The sequence below is a fragment of the Melaminivora sp. genome (assembly GCF_032059615.1).
In the GTDB taxonomy this organism is placed as follows: Bacteria; Pseudomonadota; Gammaproteobacteria; order Burkholderiales; family Burkholderiaceae_C; genus Melaminivora.
In genome coordinates this window covers 1-20,548 of record NZ_DAMCAM010000049.1, presented here as the reverse complement: position 1 = coordinate 20,548, position 20,548 = coordinate 1, and the positions used below count along the sequence as shown (strand labels likewise).

Annotated in this window: 20 protein-coding genes; 13 read left to right on the top strand and 7 right to left on the bottom strand. The window is 69.1% G+C overall.

What is annotated here, in order from left to right; all coding sequences use genetic code 11:
• From ugpB to RT051_RS11145, 6 genes are all read left to right on the top strand, one after another.
• A partial coding sequence (gene ugpB, locus RT051_RS11170; RefSeq protein WP_313076562.1) for a sn-glycerol-3-phosphate ABC transporter substrate-binding protein UgpB occupies positions 1-1,128 on the top strand: 1,128 nt, incomplete at its 5' end.
• A 112-nt stretch (positions 1,129-1,240) separates the two neighbouring features.
• Complete coding sequence (ugpA, locus tag RT051_RS11165) at positions 1,241-2,122, top strand: sn-glycerol-3-phosphate ABC transporter permease UgpA (protein ID WP_313076560.1); 882 nt, start codon at positions 1,241-1,243, stop codon at positions 2,120-2,122.
• Between the two features lie 13 nt (positions 2,123-2,135).
• Positions 2,136-2,984 (top strand): sn-glycerol-3-phosphate ABC transporter permease UgpE, encoded by an 849-nt coding sequence (gene ugpE / locus RT051_RS11160; protein ID WP_313076557.1) that lies wholly within the window; start codon positions 2,136-2,138, stop codon positions 2,982-2,984.
• A 64-nt stretch (positions 2,985-3,048) separates the two neighbouring features.
• On the top strand, positions 3,049-4,053 hold the full coding sequence (locus RT051_RS11155) for a sn-glycerol-3-phosphate import ATP-binding protein UgpC (protein ID WP_313076555.1): 1,005 nt from the start codon (positions 3,049-3,051) through the stop codon (positions 4,051-4,053).
• Between the two features lie 30 nt (positions 4,054-4,083).
• Positions 4,084-4,830 carry a glycerophosphodiester phosphodiesterase gene (gene ugpQ, locus RT051_RS11150; RefSeq protein WP_313076553.1) on the top strand — a complete coding sequence of 249 codons (747 nt, stop codon included), beginning with the start codon at positions 4,084-4,086 and terminating at the stop codon, positions 4,828-4,830.
• 125 nt (positions 4,831-4,955) lie between these two features.
• Positions 4,956-7,520 (top strand): DUF3772 domain-containing protein, encoded by a 2,565-nt coding sequence (locus RT051_RS11145; RefSeq protein WP_313076549.1) that lies wholly within the window; start codon positions 4,956-4,958, stop codon positions 7,518-7,520.
• Between the two features lie 2 nt (positions 7,521-7,522).
• Here the strand turns inward: RT051_RS11145 and RT051_RS11140 are convergent, their stop codons facing one another.
• Positions 7,523-7,810, bottom strand: a complete 288-nt coding sequence (locus tag RT051_RS11140; protein WP_409520594.1) for a hypothetical protein — start codon at positions 7,808-7,810, stop codon at positions 7,523-7,525.
• Positions 7,811-7,876: 66 nt separating this feature from the next.
• Here RT051_RS11140 and hemA point away from each other — a divergent pair, with 66 nt between their 5' ends.
• The 6 genes from hemA (at position 7,877) to RT051_RS11110 (ending at position 14,345) form a co-directional block, all read left to right on the top strand.
• Positions 7,877-9,184 (top strand): glutamyl-tRNA reductase, encoded by a 1,308-nt coding sequence (gene hemA / locus RT051_RS11135; RefSeq protein ID WP_313076546.1) that lies wholly within the window; start codon positions 7,877-7,879, stop codon positions 9,182-9,184.
• A gap of 96 nt (positions 9,185-9,280) precedes the next feature.
• Positions 9,281-10,387, top strand: a complete 1,107-nt coding sequence (gene prfA / locus RT051_RS11130) for a peptide chain release factor 1 (RefSeq protein WP_313076543.1) — start codon at positions 9,281-9,283, stop codon at positions 10,385-10,387.
• A 69-nt stretch (positions 10,388-10,456) separates the two neighbouring features.
• Complete coding sequence (gene prmC, locus RT051_RS11125; protein ID WP_313076540.1) at positions 10,457-11,293, top strand: peptide chain release factor N(5)-glutamine methyltransferase; 837 nt, start codon at positions 10,457-10,459, stop codon at positions 11,291-11,293.
• A gap of 76 nt (positions 11,294-11,369) precedes the next feature.
• Positions 11,370-11,702: a Grx4 family monothiol glutaredoxin gene (gene grxD, locus RT051_RS11120; RefSeq protein ID WP_313076537.1), complete on the top strand. Its 333-nt coding sequence runs from the start codon at positions 11,370-11,372 to the stop codon at positions 11,700-11,702.
• Positions 11,703-11,864: 162 nt separating this feature from the next.
• Positions 11,865-12,878 (top strand): AAA family ATPase, encoded by a 1,014-nt coding sequence (locus tag RT051_RS11115; RefSeq protein ID WP_313076535.1) that lies wholly within the window; start codon positions 11,865-11,867, stop codon positions 12,876-12,878.
• A 96-nt stretch (positions 12,879-12,974) separates the two neighbouring features.
• On the top strand, positions 12,975-14,345 hold the full coding sequence (locus RT051_RS11110) for a hemolysin family protein (protein WP_313076532.1): 1,371 nt from the start codon (positions 12,975-12,977) through the stop codon (positions 14,343-14,345).
• Here the strand turns inward: RT051_RS11110 and RT051_RS11105 are convergent.
• Positions 14,321-14,995: a lytic transglycosylase domain-containing protein gene (locus RT051_RS11105; RefSeq protein WP_313076529.1), complete on the bottom strand. Its 675-nt coding sequence runs from the start codon at positions 14,993-14,995 to the stop codon at positions 14,321-14,323. The two genes, RT051_RS11110 and RT051_RS11105, sit on opposite strands and share 25 nt — an antisense overlap.
• Positions 14,992-16,737 (bottom strand): proline--tRNA ligase, encoded by a 1,746-nt coding sequence (locus tag RT051_RS11100; RefSeq protein WP_313076525.1) that lies wholly within the window; start codon positions 16,735-16,737, stop codon positions 14,992-14,994. Before RT051_RS11100 ends, RT051_RS11105 begins: the two co-directional genes overlap by 4 nt.
• A gap of 88 nt (positions 16,738-16,825) precedes the next feature.
• On the opposite strand from RT051_RS11100, the gene RT051_RS11095 reads away from it, so the two are divergent.
• Positions 16,826-17,530: an RNA pyrophosphohydrolase gene (locus RT051_RS11095; protein ID WP_313076520.1), complete on the top strand. Its 705-nt coding sequence runs from the start codon at positions 16,826-16,828 to the stop codon at positions 17,528-17,530.
• Positions 17,531-17,546: 16 nt separating this feature from the next.
• Here the strand turns inward: RT051_RS11095 and proB are convergent, their stop codons facing one another.
• The 4 genes from proB to rplU all read right to left on the bottom strand — a co-directional run bounded on the left by proB (position 17,547) and on the right by rplU (position 20,546).
• Entirely contained in the window at positions 17,547-18,689 is a 1,143-nt protein-coding gene (gene proB / locus RT051_RS11090; RefSeq protein WP_313076517.1) for a glutamate 5-kinase, read from the bottom strand.
• An 85-nt stretch (positions 18,690-18,774) separates the two neighbouring features.
• A complete protein-coding gene (gene cgtA / locus RT051_RS11085) occupies positions 18,775-19,860 on the bottom strand; it encodes an Obg family GTPase CgtA (protein ID WP_313076514.1) in 1,086 nt (361 codons plus the stop codon).
• A gap of 97 nt (positions 19,861-19,957) precedes the next feature.
• A complete protein-coding gene (rpmA, locus tag RT051_RS11080; RefSeq protein WP_313076509.1) occupies positions 19,958-20,215 on the bottom strand; it encodes a 50S ribosomal protein L27 in 258 nt (85 codons plus the stop codon).
• A 19-nt stretch (positions 20,216-20,234) separates the two neighbouring features.
• A complete protein-coding gene (rplU, locus tag RT051_RS11075; RefSeq protein WP_313076505.1) occupies positions 20,235-20,546 on the bottom strand; it encodes a 50S ribosomal protein L21 in 312 nt (103 codons plus the stop codon).
• Between the last annotated feature and the right edge of the window lie 2 nt (positions 20,547-20,548).

Genomic DNA, 20,548 nt, shown 5'->3' with positions numbered 1-20,548 from the left:
TATGACGAGAGCATGACGGCCGCCATCGCCGCCTTCCGCTCGGGCAACGCGCCGCACATCCTGCAGGTGTTCGAAGTGGGCACGGCCACCATGATGGCCAGCAAGGGCGCCACCGTTCCCGTGGGCAAGGTCATGAAGGACGCAGGCGCCGATTTCAACCCCGCCGGCTACATCCCCGCCGTCGCCGGTTACTACACCGCGCCCAATGGCGAGATGCTGAGCATGCCGTTCAACAGCTCGACCACCGTCTTCTACATCAACAAGGACGCCTTCAAGAAGGCCGGCCTGAACGCAGACAAGGCCCCCGCCACCTGGCCCGAAGTGTTCGACGCCGCCAAGAAGCTCAAGGCCAGCGGCCACAGCTGCCCCATGACGCTCGCCTGGATGGGCTGGACGCAGCTCGAATCCTTCTCGGCCTGGCACAACGTGGAGTTCGCCACCGAGAAGAACGGCCTGTCGGCCAACGGCTACAAGGCGCGCATGAAGGTCAACTCGCCGCTGCACGTCAAACACATCGACAACCTGGCCCAGGCCGCCAAGGCCGGCGAGTTCGTCTACAAGGGCCGCGGCTCGGCCGCGCAGGCATCGTTCACCTCGGGCGAGTGCGCCATGATCCAGACGTCCTCGGGCTTCTATGGCGACGTGGCCAAGAACGCCAAGTTCGCCTATGCCATCGCCCCCCTGCCCTACTATCCGGACGTGCAGGGCGCGCCGCAGAACACCGTGATCGGCGGCGCCTCGCTGTGGGTCATGGCCGGCAAGAAGGCCGAGGAATACAAGGGCGTGGCCAAGTTCTTCGAGTTCCTGTCGCAGACCAAGGTGCAGGCCGCCAGCCACCAGCGCACGGGCTACCTGCCCATCACCATGGCCGCCTATGAGCTGACGGACAAGTCCGGCTTCTACCAGAAGCACCCCGGCACCGACGTGGCCGTGAACCAGATGGTGCGCAAGGTGACCGACAACTCGCGCGGCATCCGCCTGGGCAACTACGTGCAGATCCGCACCATCGAGGACGAGGAGATGGAGCAGGTCTGGGCCGGCAAGAAGACGGCCAAGGAGGCGCTGGACTCCATCGTCAGCCGCGGCAACGAGCTGCTGGCGCGCTTCGAGAAGTCGTACAAGAAGTAACTCCATTCCCCGGCGCGCCTGGCGTGCCGGGGCTGCGGCCCGCCTGCGTGCGGGCCGCCTTTTTCCCGACGGCGGCACCCCTGGCCCCGGCGGTTTTTTGTTTTTGACCGTCATGGAAAAACGCGTACTTTTCCGCTCGGCCTGGCTGCCGTGGCTGCTGATCGCGCCGCAGCTCGCCATCATCATCGTGTTCTTCTTCTGGCCGGCGTGGCAGGCAGTGCTGCAATCGTTCCAGATGGAAGACGCCTTCGGCATGAGCACGGAATGGGTGGGCCTGCAGAACTTCCGGCAGCTGTTTGACGACCCCTCCTACCTGAATTCCTTCAAGCGCACGGCCCTGTTCTCGGTGCTGGTCGCGGGCGTGGGCATCGTGCTGGCGCTCGCCCTGGCCATCTTTGCCGACCGCATCGTGCGCTTCGCCTTCGTCTACAAGACGCTCCTGATCGTGCCCTACGCCGTGGCACCCGTGATCGCCGGCGTGCTGTGGGTGTTCCTGTTCTCGCCGTCGATCGGCGTCATCACCTATTACCTGGGCGAGCTGGGCTACGGCTGGAACCACATGATGAACGACAACCAGGCCATGGCGCTGATCGTCATTGCCTCGGTGTGGAAGCAGATCTCCTACAACTTTCTGTTCTTCCTGGCCGGGCTGCAGTCGATCCCGAAGGCGCTGATCGAGGCCGCCTCGATCGACGGCGCGGGTGCCTGGCGGCGCTTCTGGAACATCCAGCTGCCGCTGTTGTCGCCGACCACCTTCTTCCTGCTGGTCATCAACATTGTCTACGCGTTCTTCGACACCTTCGGCATCATCGACGCGGCCACCCAGGGCGGGCCGGGGCAGTCCACCTCCATCCTGGTCTACAAGGTCTATCAGGACGGCTTCAAGGCGCTGGACCTGGGCGGCTCGGCCGCGCAGTCGGTCATCCTGATGCTGATCGTGGTGGTGCTGACCGTGGTGCAGTTCCGCTACGTCGAGAAAAAAGTCCAGTATTGAGGCTCGCCGCAACATGATCGACCGCAACCCCTGGCTGACCTTCCTGTCGCACGCCGTGCTGATCCTCGGCGTGGCAGTCGTCGCCTTTCCGCTCTACCTGGCGCTGGTCGCCTCCACGCACACGGCCGAGGCCATCGTGCAATCGCCCATGCCGCTGTTGCCTGGCACACACCTGTGGGAGAACTACCAGGCCGCGCTGTTCGGCTCTGGCAAGCTGGGCTCCAACACCAACGTGGTGCGCATGATGTGGGTCAGCTTCGTGGTGGCCATGGTCATCACGGTGGGCAAGATCGCGATTTCGCTGCTGTCGGCGTTCGCCATCGTGTACTTCCGCTTCCCGTTCAAGATGCTCACTTTCTGGGCCATCTTCCTGACGCTGATGCTGCCCGTGGAAGTGCGCATCCTGCCGACCTACAAGGTGGTGGCCGACCTGGGCCTCTTGAACAGCTATGGCGGCCTGACGCTGCCGCTGATCGCCTCGGCCACGGCCACCTTCCTGTTCCGCCAGTTCTTCCTCACCGTGCCCGACGAGCTGGTGGAGGCCGCGCGCATCGACGGCGCCGGGCCCATGCGCTTCTTCGTGGACGTGCTGGTGCCGCTGTCGCGCACGTCCATCGCCGCGCTGTTCGTGATCCAGTTCATCTACGGCTGGAACCAGTACCTGTGGCCGCTGCTCATGACCACCAGCGAGGACATGTACCCGGTGGTCATCGGCATCAAGCGCATGCTCGCCGGCGGCGAGGCCGCGGTGGACTGGAACATCGTCATGGCCACGGCCATCATCGCCATGCTGCCGCCCACGCTGGTGGTGATGCTGATGCAAAAGTGGTTCGTCAAGGGCCTGGTGGACACTGAAAAATAAGCATCAAATACCGCTCCAGCCGTTGCTGCACAACGGTTCATAGCTCTTGATTTCATAGTACCCAATGGCTGCCATCTCCCTCAAGAACATCACCAAAACCTACGGCACCGGCAAGGCTGCCGTGCCCGTCATCCACGGCGTGAATGCCGAGATCAAGGATGGCGAATTCATCGTCATCGTCGGGCCGTCGGGCTGCGGCAAATCCACGCTCCTGCGCATGGTCGCGGGCCTGGAGGAGATCACCGGCGGCGAGCTGCACATCGGCCCCCGCGTGGTCAACAACCTGGAGCCGGCCAAGCGCGACATCGCCATGGTGTTCCAGAACTACGCCCTGTACCCGCACATGAGCGTGTTCGACAACATGGCCTACGGCCTGAAGATCGCCAGCGTGCCGAAGGACGAGATCCGCCAGCGCGTGGACAAGGCCGCCAAGATCCTGGAGCTGTCGCACCTGCTGGACCGCAAGCCGCGCCAGCTCTCGGGCGGCCAGCGCCAGCGCGTGGCCATGGGCCGCGCCATCGTGCGCCAGCCGCAGGTCTTCCTGTTCGACGAACCACTGTCCAACCTGGACGCCAAGCTGCGCGTGCAGACCCGCCTGGAGATCCAGAAGCTGCACCGCGAGCTGGGCATCACCAGCCTGTTCGTCACCCACGACCAGGTCGAGGCCATGACGCTGGCCGAGCGCATCATCGTCATGAACGCCGGCAACATGGAGCAGTTCGGCACGCCCGAGGAGGTCTATCACACGCCGGCCTCCACGTTTGTGGCCAGCTTCATCGGCTCGCCGCCCATGAATTTGCTGCAGAACGCCCCCGGCGCGCAGCCCGGACAGCTGCTGGGCATCCGCCCCGAGCACCTGGACGTGGGCGCTGACGGCTGGGCCGTGCAGGTCGAAACCGTGGAAATGCTGGGCGCCGAGCGTCTGATCTACGGCCGCCTCAACGGCGAGCAGCTGGTCGTGCGCGTGGAAGAAGGCACGCTGTGCCCGGCGCTGGGCTCCACCATCCACGTCAAGCCCCGCGCCGACCGCCTGCACGCCTTCGACGCCACGAGCGGCAAGCGCATCTGACGCACCTGACCTGACGCGAAGAGCCGCCCCATGACCGCCCTGCCCCACTGGCCCTACCCGCGCTGGATCGCGCACCGCGGCGCCGGCCGCCTGGCCCCTGAAAACACCCTGGCCGCCTTCCGCCTGGGCGCCGCGCACGGCTGGCGCATGTTCGAGTGCGACGCCAAGCTCAGCAGCGACGGCGTGGTCTTCCTGCTGCACGACGCGACGCTTTCACGCACCACCAACGGCCGCGGCACGGCCGGCGAGCGGGCCTGGAGCGAGCTGTCGCAGCTGGACGCCGGCGCCTGGCATTCGCGCCAGTACGCGGGCGAGCCCCTCCCCACGCTGGAGGGCCTGGCGCGCTGGTGCCTGGCCAACCGCCTGCACCTGAACATCGAAATCAAGCCCACCCCCGGCACCGAGGAGGCCACCGGCCGCGCCGTGGCCGCCCTGGCCGCGCGCCTGTGGCATGGGCAGGCGGTGCAGCCGCTGCTGACCTCGTTCCAGCCGCTGGCCCTGTCGGGCGCGCAAAGTGCCGCGCCGCACCTGCCCCGCGGCCTGCTGCTGGACAAGCTGCACGCGGGCTGGCTGGAGACCGCCGGCCAGCTCGGCTGCGTGGCCGTGGTTTGCAACCACGCGCTGTGGGACGAGGCGCTGGTGCAGACCGCGCGCCAGGCCGGCCTGCGCACGCTCAGCTACACCGTGAACGACGAATGGGCCGCCGAGCGCCTGATCGCCCTGGGCACGGACGGCATCATCAGCGACCGGGTGGACCTGTTCAGCCCGGCCGGTTGAGCCCAGAGTCGTTTTTCATAGCTGAACGCCCTGGTGCCACGGGGCCGGACACGGTTTTTCGCACTCTGCGCAGTCAAGCCCTCGTCTGGCGCCGCGCGCACCCGCGCGCCCCGACAATCGCGCGCATGCCGCGCCTGCCGCTTCTCCTTCGCACCCTGCCCTTCCTCCGGCCGCTGACCGCCAGCCTGCACGCTGCCAGCCCCTGGGTGCTGCCCGTCCAGCGCCTGCTGCCGGCCCTGCTGCTGGTGCTGCTGTGCCTGCTGCTCCTGCCCGCGCAGGCGGCCCCGGCCCCGTCCGGCCGCGGCGGCAGCGCCCCGCCCAGCGCCGCCGCCGGCAGCGACAGCGCCCCGTTGCCTTCCGTGGATGAGTTGCGCCGGCGCCTGGACGCCATCCCGGCCAAGCTGGCGCAGGACGACGACGGCCGCAAGCTGGTGGCCGAGGCCAACGCCATCGGCGCGGCAGCCGAGCGGGTGACGACGCAGCGCGCCGCCGACCTGGCCGACCTGGACCTGCGCCTGGAGGGCCTGGGCCCGGCGCCCGAGAAGGGCTCGCCCGCCGACACCCCCGATGTGGTGCAGCAGCGCGCCGCGCTCACGCGCCAGCGCGCCGCCGTGGACAGCGAGCTCAAGCTGGCGCGACTGCTCGGCGTCGATGCCGGCCAGCGCGCCAACGAACTCACGCGCCAGCGGCACGCGCAGTTCCAGGCGGCCCTCAGCTCGCGCACCGACTCCCTGCTGAGCGCCGCCTTCTGGCGCAACCTGCGCACCGCCGCGCCTGGTGACCAGGCGCGCCTGCAGTCGCTGGCGCTGGACCTGCAAGGCGCCGTGGCCAGCGCCGCGCAGTCGCCGCGCCGGGGCGCCTTCTATGGCTCGCTGCTGGGGGCGCTGCTGCTGGTGGTTGTCGGCACCTGGGCCGTGCAGCGGCTGCTGCTGCGCCTGCTGCCCGCGCACCTGCCGGCCACGCGGCTGCGGCGCACGCTGCTGGCGGCCTTCGCCATCGGCGCCAGCGTGCTGCTCACGGGCGCGGCCCTGCAGCTCGTGTGGGGCGTGCTCGCGCTGGGCGAGGAGCCGGGCGAGCAGTTGCTCGCCCTGGAGAGCGCCAGCATGCGCGCCGGCCTGTATGCCGCCTTCGTCATCAGCCTGGGCCAGGCACTGCTGGCGCGCCGGCGCCCGAGCTGGCGCCTGCTGCCGCTGTCGGACGAGCAGGCACACCGCCTGAGCCCCTACCCCTGGGCCATCGCCCTGCTGTCGGCCACGGGCGCGCTGGCGGTGGACCTGAACGCCATCATTGGCGTGAGCCTGTCGGCTGAGGTGCTCACACACGCCCTGCTGTCGCTGCTGCTGGCCGGGGCCATGGCGCTGCTGCTGGCGCGCACGCGCCGCCGCGTGGTGCGGGTGACCGCGCCGTCCGGCGCGGACGCGGCGCAGCCGGCCGACGCCGAGCCCCAGATCGAGGTGCGCCCGCTCTGGCTGGCCGTGGTGCTGGCCGCCGCCGCCCTGGCGGTGCTGGCCTCGCTGCTGGCGCTGGCGCTGGGCTATGTGGCGCTGGCGGGCATGCTGGCGCGCCAGACCGTCTGGTCGGCCGTGGTGTTTGCCACGACCTACCTGCTGTTCATGCTGGCCGAGGACCTGAGCGAGACGCTGCTGTCGTCCCAGGGCGTCATGGGTCGCCACCTGCACAGCGCGCTCGGGCTGGAGCCGCGCCTGCTCGACCAGCTCTCGGTGCTGGCCTCGGGCGTGCTGCGCGTGCTCTTGCTGTTCTACATGGTGATCGCGCTGATGGCGCCCTTTGGCACCGGGCCGGACGAGCTGTTTCGCCGCGGCAGCGTGTTCGACGGCGCTTTGAAGGTGGGTGACTTCGTGCTCGCGCCGCAGGCGCTGGCCACGGCCGTGCTGGTGCTGGTGGCCGGCTTCATGGCGATCCGCGTCTTCAAGGGCTGGCTGGGCGAGCGCTACTTTCCGAGCACCGCGCTCGACCCGGGCATGCAAAGCTCCATCACCACGCTGCTGGGCTACATCGGCGGCGTGGTGGTCATTGCCATCGCGCTGGCGGGCCTGGGAATCAGTGTCGAGCGCATCGCCTGGGTGGCCAGCGCCCTCTCGGTGGGCATCGGCTTCGGGCTGCAGGCCATCGTGCAGAACTTCATCTCGGGCCTCATCCTGCTGGCCGAGCGCCCGGTGCGCGTGGGCGACTGGGTCAAGCTGGGCGACACCGAGGGCGACGTGCGCCGCGTGAACGTGCGCGCCACCGAGATCCAGCTGGGCGACCGCTCCACCGTCATCGTGCCCAACTCGGAGTTCATCACCAAGACGGTGCGCAACATGACGCTCACCGGCGCGCAGGGCCGGGTGCAGCTGAGCCTGCCGGCGCCGCTCGATACCGACGCGCGGCGCATGCGCGAGCTCATCCTGCAGGCGTTTTGCGCGCACGAATCCATCCTGGACGAGCCCGCGCCCGCCGTCACCCTGGACGGCATCCAGAATGGCACGCTGATCTTCGTGGCCACCGGCTGGGTGGCCCACCCGCGCAGCGCCGGCGGCACGCGCAGCGACGTGCTGTTCGCCCTGCTGGACGCCCTGCGCGCCGAGGGCCTGCACCTGTCGCCGCCGGCGACCACGCTGGTCGCGCCGGGCGAGACGGGCCCGCGCCCGGACGGGCCCGCGCTGGCGGCCAGCCCGGTGGCGGGATGACCTCAGCCGCGCCAGCCGCGCAGCCACAGCCACTGGGCCGTGGCCGTGGCCAGCACCAGGGCCGTGTAGGTGAGCATGTGCCCATCGCGCCCGAGCAGCAGCAGGCCGGCCAGCAGCGCCAGACTGCCGCTGGCGAAATTGATAGCTATGGATCCAGCAATGGAGCGGCCTTTCGCCAGCTTGGGCATCAAGTACCGCGCCGCCAGCGCCAGCAGCACCGCCACGGCCAGGGCCGGTGCAAGGAAGTTCAGCAGATGGTTCAAAAGCGACAGCGTGCCCATGGCAAACATGATGCAGATCAAGGCGCATACCCCAGCGGGCGCCCGATCGCGACGCAAATTTTATAATCCACCCCCATGGCAGTCTGGGCCCTAGGCATCAACCACACGACCGCCCCGCTCGACCTGCGGGGCCGTTTCGCTTTTGCGCTCGACCACATCGCGCCCACGCTGCAGGGGCTGCGCGAGTCGCTGGCCGGCAGCAGCCGCCACCCGCAGGTGGAAACGGCCATCCTGTCCACCTGCAACCGCACCGAAATCTATTGCGCCGCCCCCGCCCCGGCGCTGGATCACACACTGGACTGGCTGGCCGGCAGCGGGGGGGTGAGCCCGCAGCTGCTGCGCTCGCACTCCTACCTGCTGGAGGACGGCCTGGCCGCGCGCCACGCCTTCCGCGTGGCCAGCGGGCTCGACTCCATGGTGCTGGGCGAGGCGCAGATCCTCGGCCAGATGAAGAACGCCGTGCGCGCCGCCGAGGGCGCGGGCGCCCTGGGCAGCACCCTCAACCAGCTTTTTCAGCGCAGCTTCGCCGTGGCCAAGGAGGTGCGCTCCAGCACCGACATCGGCGCGCACAGCATCAGCATGGCCGCCGCCGCCGTGCGCCTGGCCGGCCAGCTGTTCGAGGACCTGTCCCAGATCCGCGTGCTGTTCGTCGGCGCGGGCGAGATGATCGAGCTGTGCGCCACGCACTTCGCCGCCCGCTCGCCGCGCCAGATCACCATCGCCAACCGCACGCTCGAGCGCGGCGAGGCGCTGGCCACGCGCTTTGGCGGCTCGGTCATGCGCCTGGCCGAGCTGCCCGAGCACCTGCACGAGTTCGACGCGGTGGTCAGCTGCACCGCCAGTCAGCTGCCCATCATCGGCCTGGGCGCCGTCGAGCGCGCCCTCAAGCGCCGCCGCCACCGCCCCATCTTCATGGTGGACCTGGCCGTGCCGCGCGACATCGAGCCCGAGGTTCAGCAGCTGTCGGACGTCTATCTCTACACCGTGGACGACCTGGCCGGCGTGGTGCAGACCGCCCAGGCCAGCCGCCAGGCCGCCGTGGCGCAGGCCGAGGCCATCATCGACGCGGGCGTGCAAAGCTTCATGCACTGGATGGACCTGCGCCGCCCGGCCGGCCAGCACGGCGCGGTGGTGCCGCTGATCCAGCAGCTGCACCAGCAGACCGACACCTGGCGCGCCGCCGAGGTCGCCCGGGCCAAGAAGCTGCTGGCGCGCGGCGAGGACATCGACACCGTGCTCGATGCCCTGTCGCGGGGCCTGGCGCAAAAGATGCTGCACGGCACCCTGGCCGAGCTGCGCGCGGGCGACGCCGCCGCGCGCGAGCAGACGGCGCAGACCGTCTCGCGCCTGTTCCTGCGCGCGCAGGGCAAGGGCGCGCTGTAGCGACGCTGCACGTATTTTTCAGGCCTTTTCGGCCTGAAACCCTTGCCAGTCGTCGTCTTTGCGCTACCGCAGATGTAGCAAACCCCTCTCCTACCCATGCAGCCCTTTCTTCGCAACCAGCTGGAGCGCCACGCCCAGCGCCTGGCCGAACTGGACTTCCTGCTCTCGCGCGAAGACATCATGGCCGACATGCAGCAGTACCGCGTGCTGTCGCGCGAGCACGCCGAGGTCACGGCGGTGGCAGGCCGCTACGCCCGCTGGCGCCAGCGCGAGGGCGACCTGCTGGCGGCGCGCGAGCTGCTGGCCGACCCCGACATGGCCGAACTGGCCGAGGAGGAGGTCGCCAGCGCCCAGGCCGAGCTGGACGCGCTCGAGGACGAGCTGCAGCGCCTGCTGCTGCCGCGCGACCCGGACGACGGGCGCAACGCCTTCGTCGAAATCCGCGCTGGCACCGGGGGCGATGAATCGGCCCTGTTCGCCGGCGACCTGGCGCGCATGTACACGCGCTACGCCGCCCAGGCCGGCTGGCGCGTGGAGATCATGAGCGCGCACGAGGCCGAGCTGGGCGGCTACAAGGAGGTGGTGCTGCGCATCGAGGGCCGCGCCGGCGAGGGCCCGCGCGAGATGGGCGCCTACGGCCGGCTGCGCTTCGAGTCGGGCGGCCACCGCGTGCAGCGCGTGCCGGTGACCGAGACCCAGGGCCGCATCCACACCAGCGCCTGCACCGTGGCCGTCATGCCCGAGCCCGATGCGTCGCAGGCCATCACGCTCGACCCGGCAGACCTGCGCATCGACACCTTCCGCGCCTCGGGCGCGGGCGGCCAGCACATCAACAAGACCGACTCGGCTGTGCGCGTGGTGCACCTGCCCACGGGCATCGTCGCCGAGTGCCAGGACGGACGCAGCCAGCACGCCAACAAGGCCCGGGCACTGGCCGTGCTGCAGGCGCGGCTGGAGGAAAAGGAGCGCAGCGAGCGCAGCGCCCGGGAGGCCGCAACGCGCAAGGGCCTGATCGGCTCGGGCGACCGCAGCGACCGCATCCGCACCTACAACTTCCCGCAGGGTCGCCTGACCGACCACCGCATCAACCTGACGCTGTACAAGCTGCTGGCCATCATGGAAGGCGACCTGGACGAGGTGCTGGACGCGCTGCAGCACGCGCACGAGGCCGAGCTGCTGGCGCAGCTGCAGGGTGCGGCCTGAGAGCCGCATTTTTGGCAAAAAACGGCTCAAATCTTTGTCCACCAACGTGCACTTGCTAGCAATACCCTAGTGACCAGCCCTACCACCCTGCGCTGCGCCCTGCAGGCGGCCCAGCAGGCCGGCCTGGCGCGCATCGACGCCCAGATACTGCTGCTGCATGCGCTGGGCCGCCCGGGCACCGACCGCGCCTGGCTGATCGCCCACGACGACGCGCCGCTGCCGCCCGAGGCCGGTGCCACGTTCGAGGCACTGCGGCGGCGCCGCGCCGCGGGCGAGCCCGTTGCCTACCTGGTCGGCAGCCGCGAGTTCTACGGCCTGCCCCTGCAGGTGGACGCGCGCGTGCTCGACCCGCGCCCAGACACCGAAACCCTGGTGGACTGGGCGCTTGCCGTGCTGGCGCCGGTGCCCGCGCCGCGCATCGCCGACCTGGGCACCGGCAGCGGCGCCATCGCCCTGGCGCTGGCCCGCCACCGCCCGGGCGCGCGCGTTCTGGCCACCGACGCCAGCGCCGACGCGCTGGCCGTGGCCCGGGCCAATGCCGAACGCCTGGACCTGCCGGTGGAGTTCGCCCAGGGCGACTGGCTCGCGAGCATCGACGGGCCGTTCGACCTGATCGTGAGCAACCCGCCCTACATCGCCAGCGGCGACCCGCACCTGGCCGCGCTGCGCCACGAGCCGCTGTCGGCGCTGGCCAGCGGCATCGACGGCCTGGACGACCTGCGCGCCATCATTGCCCAGGCACCGGCGCGGCTGGCGGGCGGTGGCTGGCTGCTGCTGGAGCACGGCTGGGACCAGGCCACTGCCGTGCAGGAGCTGCTGCGGGCCGCCGGGTTCAAGCAGGTGCAAAGCCGCGCCGACCTGGCCGGCATAGCCCGATGCACTGGCGGGTCAAAGCCTGCGGCCTGACGATGGCCAGTGAAATAATCCGGTAATGTTGCCCATGGCGGGCATCTTTTCTTTCCCCTCCCAGGAGCACTTATCCATGAGCGACGTTCGCGAGCGCATCGACCAACTGGTCAAGACCAACGACATCCTGCTGTTCATGAAGGGCAGCGCCAGCTTTCCCATGTGCGGCTTCTCCGGGCGCGCCGTGCAGATCCTCAAGGCCTGCGGCGTCGATGCCAAGGACATTGCCACGGTGAACGTGCTCGACGACCAGGAAATTCGCCAGGCCATCAAGGACTACAGCCACTGGCCGACCATCCCGCAGCTGTACGTGCGCGGCGAATTCATCGGCGGCTCGGACATCATGATGGAAATGTACGAGTCGGGCGAGCTGCAGCAGGTCGTCTCCGGCCAGCAGCAGGCCGGCTGACCGCCGCACCGCCTCACCGGCCATGCCGGACAGGAACCGCCCTTCGGGGCGGTTTTTTTCTGTCCGGAACATGCGGGAATGTTCCGACGAGGCCGGCCCGGCGGCCATGCTTGAATGGCTTGGCCCATCCCTTGATGGGGGTCATTTCCCAGGAGCCCAGCCATGACGAGCCGCAGTCTCGTAACCCAGGAAGCTGCCCTGTCGCTGCCGGTGGCGCAGATGCGCAGCGTATTTCACCCGCACGAGGTCGAGCGCAAGCTGGCCCGCCTGCACGACGCGGGCGGCAGCGCGCGCGAGCATGACAATCTGCGCGCGGTCTATGAGCGCATGCTCGAGCGCGGCCCCGAGCGCTTCCAGGTCAAGCCGTCGGGTGTGCCCGACATGGCCGCCCTGTACGAGTGGCTGCCCAACTTCACCGAGGTGCTGGACGACGTCAAGCGCCACGTGGCGCTGGCGCAGGACAGCCGCGACGGCCTGGAGGTCACGCCCATGCTGCTGCTGGGCCCGCCAGGTATCGGCAAGACGCACTTTGCCCGCCAGCTGGCCGAGCTGCTGGGCACGGGCATGAGCCTGGTGCCCATGAGCTCGATGACCGCCGGCTGGCTGCTGTCGGGCGCCTCGTCGCAGTGGAAGGGCGCCAGGCCGGGCAAGGTCTTCGAGGCACTGGTGGAGGGCGAATTCGCCAACCCGGTCATCGTCGTGGACGAGATCGACAAGGCCGCCGGCGAGGCCCAGTACGACCCGCTGGGCGCGCTCTACGGCCTGCTGGAGCACGATACAGCGCAGAGCTTCACCGACGAGTTCGCCGAGGTGGCCATCGACGCCAGCCAGGTCATCTGGATCACCACGGCCAACGACGAGCGCGGCATTCCCGAGCCCATCCTCAACCGCATGAACGTCTTCGAGGTGCAGGCGCCCAGCACGGACCAGGCGCGCGCCATCGCCGCCCGGCTGTACCGCGGCATTCGCGGCGAGCACGACTGGGGCCGGCATTTCGAGCCCGAGGCCGGGCCGGACGTGCTGGACCTGCTTGCGCAGCTGGCCCCGCGCGAGATGCGCCGCGCCCTGATGACGGGCTTTGGCAACGCGCGCCTGGCCGGGCGCGGCTGCGTCGAGCCCGCCGACCTGCCGCAGGCAGGCGCCTCGCGCAAGCCGCGCATGGGCTTCACCCAGTGAGCCGGGGCGGGCCTGGACAGGCCCGCCCGCTACACTCGTGCGACCACCACAGCCCGCGTGGCACGTGCAGGCCCTGCATGCGCCCTGCACGTCTTCATGTCCCTGCTTCAGAGCCTGCTCGTCATCGTCCTGCTGATCGCCGCCAGCGCCTTTTTCTCGGTGGCCGAACTGTCGCTGGCGGCCTCGCGCCGCCTGCGCCTGCGCCAGATGGCCGACGAGGGGGATGCGCGCGCCGCGCGCGTGCTGTTGATGCAGGAGCAGCCGGGCGATTACTTCACCGTGGTGCAGGTGGGCCTGAACGCGGTGGCCATCCTGGGCGGCATCGTCGGAGAAGGCACGTTGAGCCCCTACTTCACCGCGCTGCTGGAGCTGTGGCTGCCCCAGCGGCAGGCGCAGACGCTGGGCTTTCTGGCCTCCTTCCTGCTGGTCACCTCGCTGTTCATCCTGTTTGCCGACCTGGTGCCCAAGCGCCTGGGCATGGCCAATTCCGAGCGCGTGGCGGTGCACGTGGTCGGGCCCATGCAGTGGTGCATGCGGCTGCTGCGGCCGCTGATCTGGCTCTACAGCCGCATGGCCGATGCGCTCCTGCGCCTGTCGGGCTTGCCGTCGCAGCGCGACGAACGCGTCACCTCCGAGGACATCCTGGCCATGATGGAGGCCGGCGCCCGCTCGGGGGTGCTGGCCGCGCGCGAGCAGCAGGTCATCGAGAACCTGTTCGAACTCGACACGCGCAGCGTGGTGAGCAGCATGTCCTCGCGCGACCGGGTGGCGTACTTCCTGCGCGACGACCCCGACCACGTCATTCGCGCGCGCATCGCCAACGAGCCGTTTTCCACCTACCCGGTCTGCGTGGGCGATATCGACCACGTGGTGGGCTACGTGGACGCCAAGGACCTGTTCCAGCGCGCGCTGAACAACCAGCCCATTTCACTGGCCGAGGACGGGCTGGTGCGCAAGGTGCTGATCGTGCCCGACCGGCTGTCGCTGGCCGAGGTGCTGGAGCAGTTTCGCCAGGTGCACGAGGACTTTGCCGTCATCGTCAACGAGTACAGCCTGGTGGTGGGCGTGGTCACGCTCAACGACGTCATGAGCACCGTGATGGGCGACCTGGTCGGCCCCGGCCCGGCCGACGAGGAGCAGATCGTGCGGCGCGACGAGACCTCCTGGCTGATCGACGGCATCACGCCGATCGACGACGTGCTGCACGCCCTGGCGCTCGACGAGCTGCCGCACGAGGGCGACTACGAGACGCTGGCGGGCTTTCTGATGGTCATGCTGCGCCGCGTGCCCCGGCGCACCGACAGCGTGGACTGGGGAGGCTACAAGTTCGAGGTGATCGACGTGGACAGCTACCGCATCGACCAGGTGCTGGTCTCGCGCGTGTCCTCGCCCGTGCGCGCCGCCGCGCCGGAAGACGCGCTGCCGGCGCCGCCGGCGCCGGCTCAGGCGGCCGAGGTGCGCTCCTGAAAGAACCAGTTGCGCTGCGCGGCGAACACGGCACTGGGGTACGGCGCACGGCCCCGGCTGCCGTTGTAGCGGCCCAGTGCGAGGAACAGGTCGCCCTGCTCGCGGTCCAGGTAGTGGCGCAGGATCACGCAGCCAAAGCGCAGGTTGGTCTGCAGGTGAAACAGCTTGCCGGGGTCGCCATCGCCAATGGCGCGTGTCCAGAACGGCATGACCTGCATGTAGCCGCGAGCGCCGACCGAGGAGATGGCGAACTTGCGAAACGCGCTCTCGACCTGGATCAGGCCGAGCACCAGGGACACATCGAGCCCGGCGCGCCGGGACTCGTACCAGGCCGTCTGCAGGAAGTCGCGCCGCGCCTCCCATTCGGGCTTGCGGCTGCGCAGGCGCTCGCTCATCGCCGTGAGCCAGCGCAGGTAGGACAGGCGCGCCTCGGTGCTGGCAAAGACCGGCTCGGGCGGCGCGAGGTCGCCCACGGCCGAGGCCAGGGCCGTGCGCACCGAGTCGATGAGGGGTTCTTCGAGCTGGCCGCCGGCGTGCGCCGCCGGCGCTGCCAGCCAGGCCGAGGGGCCGAGGGCGAGCGCCGCCAGGCAGCTGCGGCGCGAGGGCGCGCCGCGCTGCGGATGCAGCGCGCCGGACGCCCCGGGACTCATGCGGCGAGCCGCTCCCGCAGGTGCGCGAGGATGTCCGCCGCGGCGACCTGCGTGGCGCTGGTGTCGCGGCGGTGCTGGTATTCGACCTGCCCTGCCTTCAGGCCGCGCTCGGACAGCACGACGCGGTGCGGCACGCCGATCAGCTCCCAGTCGGCGAACATGGCGCCGGGGCGCTCGCCACGGTCGTCCAGCAGCACGTCGACACCGGCAGCCAGCAGCTCGGCGTGCAGCTTCTCGGCCGCGGCCTTGACCGCCTCGCTGCGGTCCATGCCGATCGGGCACAGCACCACGGTGAAGGGGGCAATGGCGTCGGGCCAGATGATGCCGCGCTCGTCATGGTTTTGCTCGATGGCGGCGGCCGGCAGGCGCGTCACGCCGATGCCGTAGCAGCCCATCTCGAAGTGGGCGGGCTTGCCGTCCTCGTTCAGGAAGGTGGCGTCCATGGCCCGGGAATACTTGGTGCCCAGGTAGAAGACGTGGCCGACTTCGATGCCGCGCTCGATGGCCAGCTGCCCCTGGCCATCGGGTGAAGGGTCACCCGCCACCACGTTGCGCAGGTCGGCCACGGCTTCGGGCTCGGGCAGGTCGCGGCCCCAGTTCACGCCGGTGATGTGGTGGTCCTCCTGGTTGGCACCGCAGATCCAGTCGGCCATGACGGCGACTTCGCGGTCGGCGACGATGCGTACGGGCTTTTTCAGGTCCAGAGGACCGAGGTAGCCGGGCCTGCAGCCGAAGTGTTCCTCGATCTCGGCCACGGTGGCGAAGCGAAAGCCCTTGTCCAGGCCCGGCACCTTGGAGACCTTGATCTCGTTCATATCGTGGTCGCCGCGCAGCAGCAGCAGCCAGACCTGCACGCCGGCCGGCTCGCCCGCCTCGTCCACGTCGTCAGTGGCCAGCACCAGGGACTTGACGGTGGTCGCCAGCGCCACGCCCAGCAGTTCGGCCACGTCGGCACAGGTCGCCTTGCCGGGGGTGGGGGTCAGCGTGCGCGGCTGGCTGGCAGCGGGGCGCGGGCCGGCCGGAGCCAGGGCCTCGGCCTTTTCCAGGTTGGCAGCGTAGTCGCTGGTCGGGCAATAGACGATGGCGTCCTCGCCGGTGGCGGCGATGACCTGGAACTCCTCGCTCAGGTCACCCCCGATGGCGCCCGAGTCGGCGGCCACGGCGCGGTACTGCAGGCCGAAGCGGTCGAAGATGCGCCGGTAGGCCTGGGCCATGGCCTGGTAGCTCTGCTTGGCGCCCGCTGCGTCGCGGTCGAAGGAGTAGGCGTCCTTCATGATGAACTCGCGCCCGCGCATCAGGCCGAAGCGCGGGCGGCGCTCGTCGCGAAACTTGGTCTGGATCTGGTAGAAATTCTTCGGCAGCTGCTTGTAGCTGCGCAGCTCCTGGCGGGCGATGTCGGTGACCACCTCTTCACTGGTGGGCTGCACGACGAAGTCGCGCCCGTGCCGGTCCTGGATGCGCAGCAGCTCCGGCCCCATGGTGCCCCAGCGTCCCGTCTCCTGCCACAGCTCGGCGGGCTGCACCACGGGCATGGTGCACTCGACGGCGCCGGCGCGGTTCATCTCCTCGCGCACGATGGCCTCGACCTTGCGGATCACGCGCAGCCCCATGGGCATGTAGCTGTAGATGCCCGCCCCCAGCTTCTTGATCAGGCCGGCGCGCATCATCAGCCGGTGGCTGACGACCTCGGCATCGGCTGGCGCCTCTTTCAGGGTGGAAATGAAGAATTGGGAAGCTTTCATCGAACGGACCCGCGCGCAGTGGGGGTGTGCTTGCCGCACGCAGGGGCGCGTGCATAATGACAACAGTTTGAAAAATTGGGGTTCGATTATGCTTGACCGGGACGGTTTTCGCCCAAACGTCGGCATCATCCTGCTCAACCAGAAGAATCAGGTGTTCTGGGGCAAGCGCATACGCACCCATAGCTGGCAGTTCCCTCAGGGCGGCATCGACCGCGGTGAATCCCCCGAACAGGCCATGTTCCGGGAACTGCACGAGGAGGTGGGCCTGCAGCCCGGCCATGTACGCATCATTGCCCGCACCCGCGACTGGTTGCGCTACGAGGTGCCAGACCGGTACATCCGCCGCGACGCGCGCGGCCATTACAGAGGCCAGAAGCAGATCTGGTACCTGCTGCAGCTGCTCGGCCACGACTGGGACCTGAACTTGCGTGCCACCAACCATCCCGAATTCGATGCCTGGCGCTGGAACGAATACTGGGTGCCGCTGGACGTGGTGGTGGAGTTCAAGCGCGGCGTCTATGAAATGGCGCTGACCGAGCTGGCGCGCTTCGTGCCACGCCACGAGCAGCGCAACCGCTACCTGAGAAGCGGCATGCGTGCCCGCGACCACCACCACGATGGCCTGCAGGGCATGGCGCAGCACCGTAGCGGCATGCTGCTGCACCCTGGCGTGGAGCTGCCCCCGGGGGCCAGCTTCGACCCTGACCCGCAGAACAGCATGCTCGCCGCCTCGGCGGCGCACGCCGGCGCCGAAGCTTCCGGCGCCCCCTCGGGGACCGCGGACAAGCCCTGACCGGGCAGCCGCCTGGTCAGCGCGCCATCAGCACCAGGTTGTCGCGGTGCACCATCTCCGGTTCGGCGGAGTAGCCCAGCACCTGCTGGAACTCAGACGACGGCCTGCGGCACAGCAGGCGTGCCTCGGCACTGGCGTAGTTGGCCAGGCCCCGGGCGATCTCGGTGCCACCGGCGTCACGCACCGCGATCACGTCGCCCCGGGCAAAGTCCCCTTCCACGGCCACCATGCCGATGGGCAGCAGGCTCTTGCCTTCGCTGCGCAGCTTGGCCGCCGCGCCCGCATCGACCGTGACCCAGCCACGCAGCTGCAGGTGGTCCACCATCCACTGCTTGCGCGCGTGCTGTTTGGCGGTCTGCGCCACCAGCAGCGTGCCTATGGCCTCGCCGCGCGCCAGGCGCAGCAGCACGTCTTGCTCGCGTCCCCAGGCGATGACGCTGGAGGCGCCCGAGCCGGCGGCGCGCCGCGCGGCGACGATCTTGGTGATCATGCCGCCCCTGCCAATGGATGAGCCCGCGCCGCCGGCCATGGCCTCCAGCGCCGCATCGCCCGCCCGCGCCTCGTGCACGAATTGCGCGTCCGGCTCGCGCCGTGGATCGGCGGTATAGAGGCCCTTCTGGTCAGTCAGGATGACCAGCGCGTCGGCTTCCACCAGGTTGGCCACCAGCGCGCCCAGGGTGTCGTTGTCGCCAAACTTGATCTCGTCGGTGACCACCGTGTCGTTCTCGTTGATGACCGGCACCACCCCCAGGCGCAGCAGCGTCAGCAGCGTGGAGCGGGCGTTCAGGTAGCGCTCGCGGTCGGCCAGGTCGGCGTGGGTCAGCAGCACCTGGGCGCTGCCCATGCCCTGCTCGCGCAGCTTGGTCTCGTACATCTGCGCCAGGCCCATCTGGCCGACCGCGGCGGCGGCCTGCAATTCGTGGATGGCATGCGGGCGGCGCGTCCAGCCCAGGCGCTTCATGCCTTCGGCGATGGCGCCGCTGGAGACCATGATGACCTCCCGCTGCCCCAGCCCGTCCTCGCCGCGCACCAGCGCCGCCAGCTGGCGGCTCCACTCGCCGATGGCCGCCTCGTCCAGCCCCCGCCCTTCGTTGGTGACCAGGCTGGAGCCCACCTTGACGACGATGCGCCGGGCATCGCGCAGTACCTTGCTTTGCATTTTTAGTGAAACAGCCCGCAAACTGTTGACTGGCGCGGGCCTTTAGCTATTGAAATGATTGTTGCACGCAGGCGGGCGCCAGCGTTCAGCTGGGCTGCCCACCCTCGTGGCCGGGCAGGAACCGCGGGTCGGTCTCGGCAACCGGCCCTTGCTCGACCTTTTGCTGCGCCTGCACGTGCTGATAGATGGAACGGATCAGCGCCTCGCAGCCCTCGCGCGTGAGGGCCGAAATCTCGAACACCGGCCCCTTCCAGCGCAAGCGCTTGACGAAATCCTGCACGCGCGCCGCGCGCTCTTCCTGCGGCACCATGTCCAGCTTGTTGAGCACCAGCCAGCGCGGCTTGGCATGCAGCTCGGGGTCGTATTTCTTCAGCTCGGCGACGATGGCCCGGGCCTGCGCCACCGGGTCCACTCCCTCGTCGAATGGCGCCAGGTCCACCACGTGCAGCAACAGCCGCGTGCGCTGCAGGTGGCGCAGGAACTGGTGGCCCAGGCCGGCGCCCTCGGAGGCGCCCTCGATCAGCCCGGGGATGTCGGCCACGACGAAGCTCTGCTCGGGCCCCACGCGCACCACGCCCAGGTTGGGATGCAGCGTGGTGAACGGGTAGTCGGCGATCTTGGGCCGCGCGTTGGACACGGCGGCGATGAAGGTGGACTTGCCGGCATTGGGCATGCCCAGCAGGCCGACGTCGGCCAGCACCTTGAGCTCGAGCTTCAGATTCTTGCGCTCGCCCGGCCAGCCGGGGGTCTTCTGGCGCGGCGCGCGGTTGATGGAGCTTTTGAAACGCAGGTTGCCAAAGCCCCCGTCACCTCCCTTGGCGATGGTGATGACCTCGCCCGGCGTGAGCAGTTCGTGCAGCACCTGGCCCGTCTCGGCATCGCTGATGATGGTGCCCACGGGCATCTTCAGGGTGATGTCGGAGCCTGCGGCGCCGAACATGTCCGAACCCATGCCGTGTCCGCCGCGCCGGGCTTCGTGCCGGCGCGAGTAGCGATAGTCCACCAGCGTGTTCAGGTTGGGGTCGGCGACCGCGAACACGTGCCCGCCCCGGCCGCCGTCGCCGCCGTCGGGCCCGCCGAATTCCTTGTATTTTTCGTGGCGGAAGGACACGCAGCCGTTGCCACCGTCGCCTGCGGCAACGTCGATGAAGGCCTCGTCGACAAATTTCATGGGGGTGCAGTTTACAAAAGCGGGGGTCGGGCCCGCAAAAACAACAAAGCCCCGACAAGCGGGGCTTTGCGCATCAGGCCTCAAGCAACGAATTGCTTCAGGCCGGGGTCACGTTGACCATGTGCTTGGACAGCGCGCCCTTGGTGCTGAAGGACACGTGGCCGTCCACCAGGGCGAACAGCGTATGGTCCTTGCCCAGGCCGACGTTCACGCCGGGGTGCATGCGCGTACCGCGCTGACGCACGATGATGGAGCCCGCGCTGACCAGCTCACCACCGTAAGCCTTCACGCCGAGCATCTTGGGCTTGGAATCGCGCCCGTTTCGCGTAGAGCCGCCGCCTTTTTTCTGTGCCATGAGATCAACTCCCTGCGTGTCAGGCAGCAATCGCCTCGATCTGCAGCTCGGTGAACTGCTGGCGATGGCCTTGGTGTTTCTGATAGTGCTTGCGACGGCGCAGCTTGAAGATGCGCACCTTGTCGTGCTTGCCCTGGGCCACGACAGTGGCCTTGACGCTTGCGCCGGATACCAGGGGCGTGCCCACCTTGAGTTCGGTGCCGTTGCCGACAGCCAGAACCTGGTCGATCACGATCTCCTGGCCCACATCCGCAGCAATCTGTTCTACCTTGATTTTCTCGCCAGCGGCAACGCGATACTGCTTGCCACCGGTTTTTATGACCGCGTACATGT

Bases quoted from the DNA above. Each gene is read 5' to 3' on its own strand.
- RT051_RS11110 (WP_313076532.1), top strand. From the start codon at position 12,975: ATGTCCCTGCTTCAGAGCCTGCTCGTCATCGTCCTGCTGATCGCCGCC.
- hemA (WP_313076546.1), top strand. From the start codon at position 7,877: ATGGCAGTCTGGGCCCTAGGCATCAACCACACGACCGCCCCGCTCGAC.
- proB (WP_313076517.1), bottom strand. From the start codon at position 18,689: ATGCAAAGCAAGGTACTGCGCGATGCCCGGCGCATCGTCGTCAAGGTG.
- cgtA (WP_313076514.1), bottom strand. From the start codon at position 19,860: ATGAAATTTGTCGACGAGGCCTTCATCGACGTTGCCGCAGGCGACGGT.
- grxD (WP_313076537.1), top strand. From the start codon at position 11,370: ATGAGCGACGTTCGCGAGCGCATCGACCAACTGGTCAAGACCAACGAC.
- RT051_RS11155 (WP_313076555.1), top strand. From the start codon at position 3,049: ATGGCTGCCATCTCCCTCAAGAACATCACCAAAACCTACGGCACCGGC.
- prfA (WP_313076543.1), top strand. From the start codon at position 9,281: ATGCAGCCCTTTCTTCGCAACCAGCTGGAGCGCCACGCCCAGCGCCTG.
- RT051_RS11140 (WP_409520594.1), bottom strand. From the start codon at position 7,810: ATGTTTGCCATGGGCACGCTGTCGCTTTTGAACCATCTGCTGAACTTC.
- RT051_RS11115 (WP_313076535.1), top strand. From the start codon at position 11,865: ATGACGAGCCGCAGTCTCGTAACCCAGGAAGCTGCCCTGTCGCTGCCG.
- rpmA (WP_313076509.1), bottom strand. From the start codon at position 20,215: ATGGCACAGAAAAAAGGCGGCGGCTCTACGCGAAACGGGCGCGATTCC.
- rplU (WP_313076505.1), bottom strand. From the start codon at position 20,546: ATGTACGCGGTCATAAAAACCGGTGGCAAGCAGTATCGCGTTGCCGCT.
- RT051_RS11100 (WP_313076525.1), bottom strand. From the start codon at position 16,737: ATGAAAGCTTCCCAATTCTTCATTTCCACCCTGAAAGAGGCGCCAGCC.
- RT051_RS11145 (WP_313076549.1), top strand. From the start codon at position 4,956: ATGCCGCGCCTGCCGCTTCTCCTTCGCACCCTGCCCTTCCTCCGGCCG.
- ugpQ (WP_313076553.1), top strand. From the start codon at position 4,084: ATGACCGCCCTGCCCCACTGGCCCTACCCGCGCTGGATCGCGCACCGC.
- ugpE (WP_313076557.1), top strand. From the start codon at position 2,136: ATGATCGACCGCAACCCCTGGCTGACCTTCCTGTCGCACGCCGTGCTG.
- ugpA (WP_313076560.1), top strand. From the start codon at position 1,241: ATGGAAAAACGCGTACTTTTCCGCTCGGCCTGGCTGCCGTGGCTGCTG.
- RT051_RS11095 (WP_313076520.1), top strand. From the start codon at position 16,826: ATGCTTGACCGGGACGGTTTTCGCCCAAACGTCGGCATCATCCTGCTC.
- RT051_RS11105 (WP_313076529.1), bottom strand. From the start codon at position 14,995: ATGAGTCCCGGGGCGTCCGGCGCGCTGCATCCGCAGCGCGGCGCGCCC.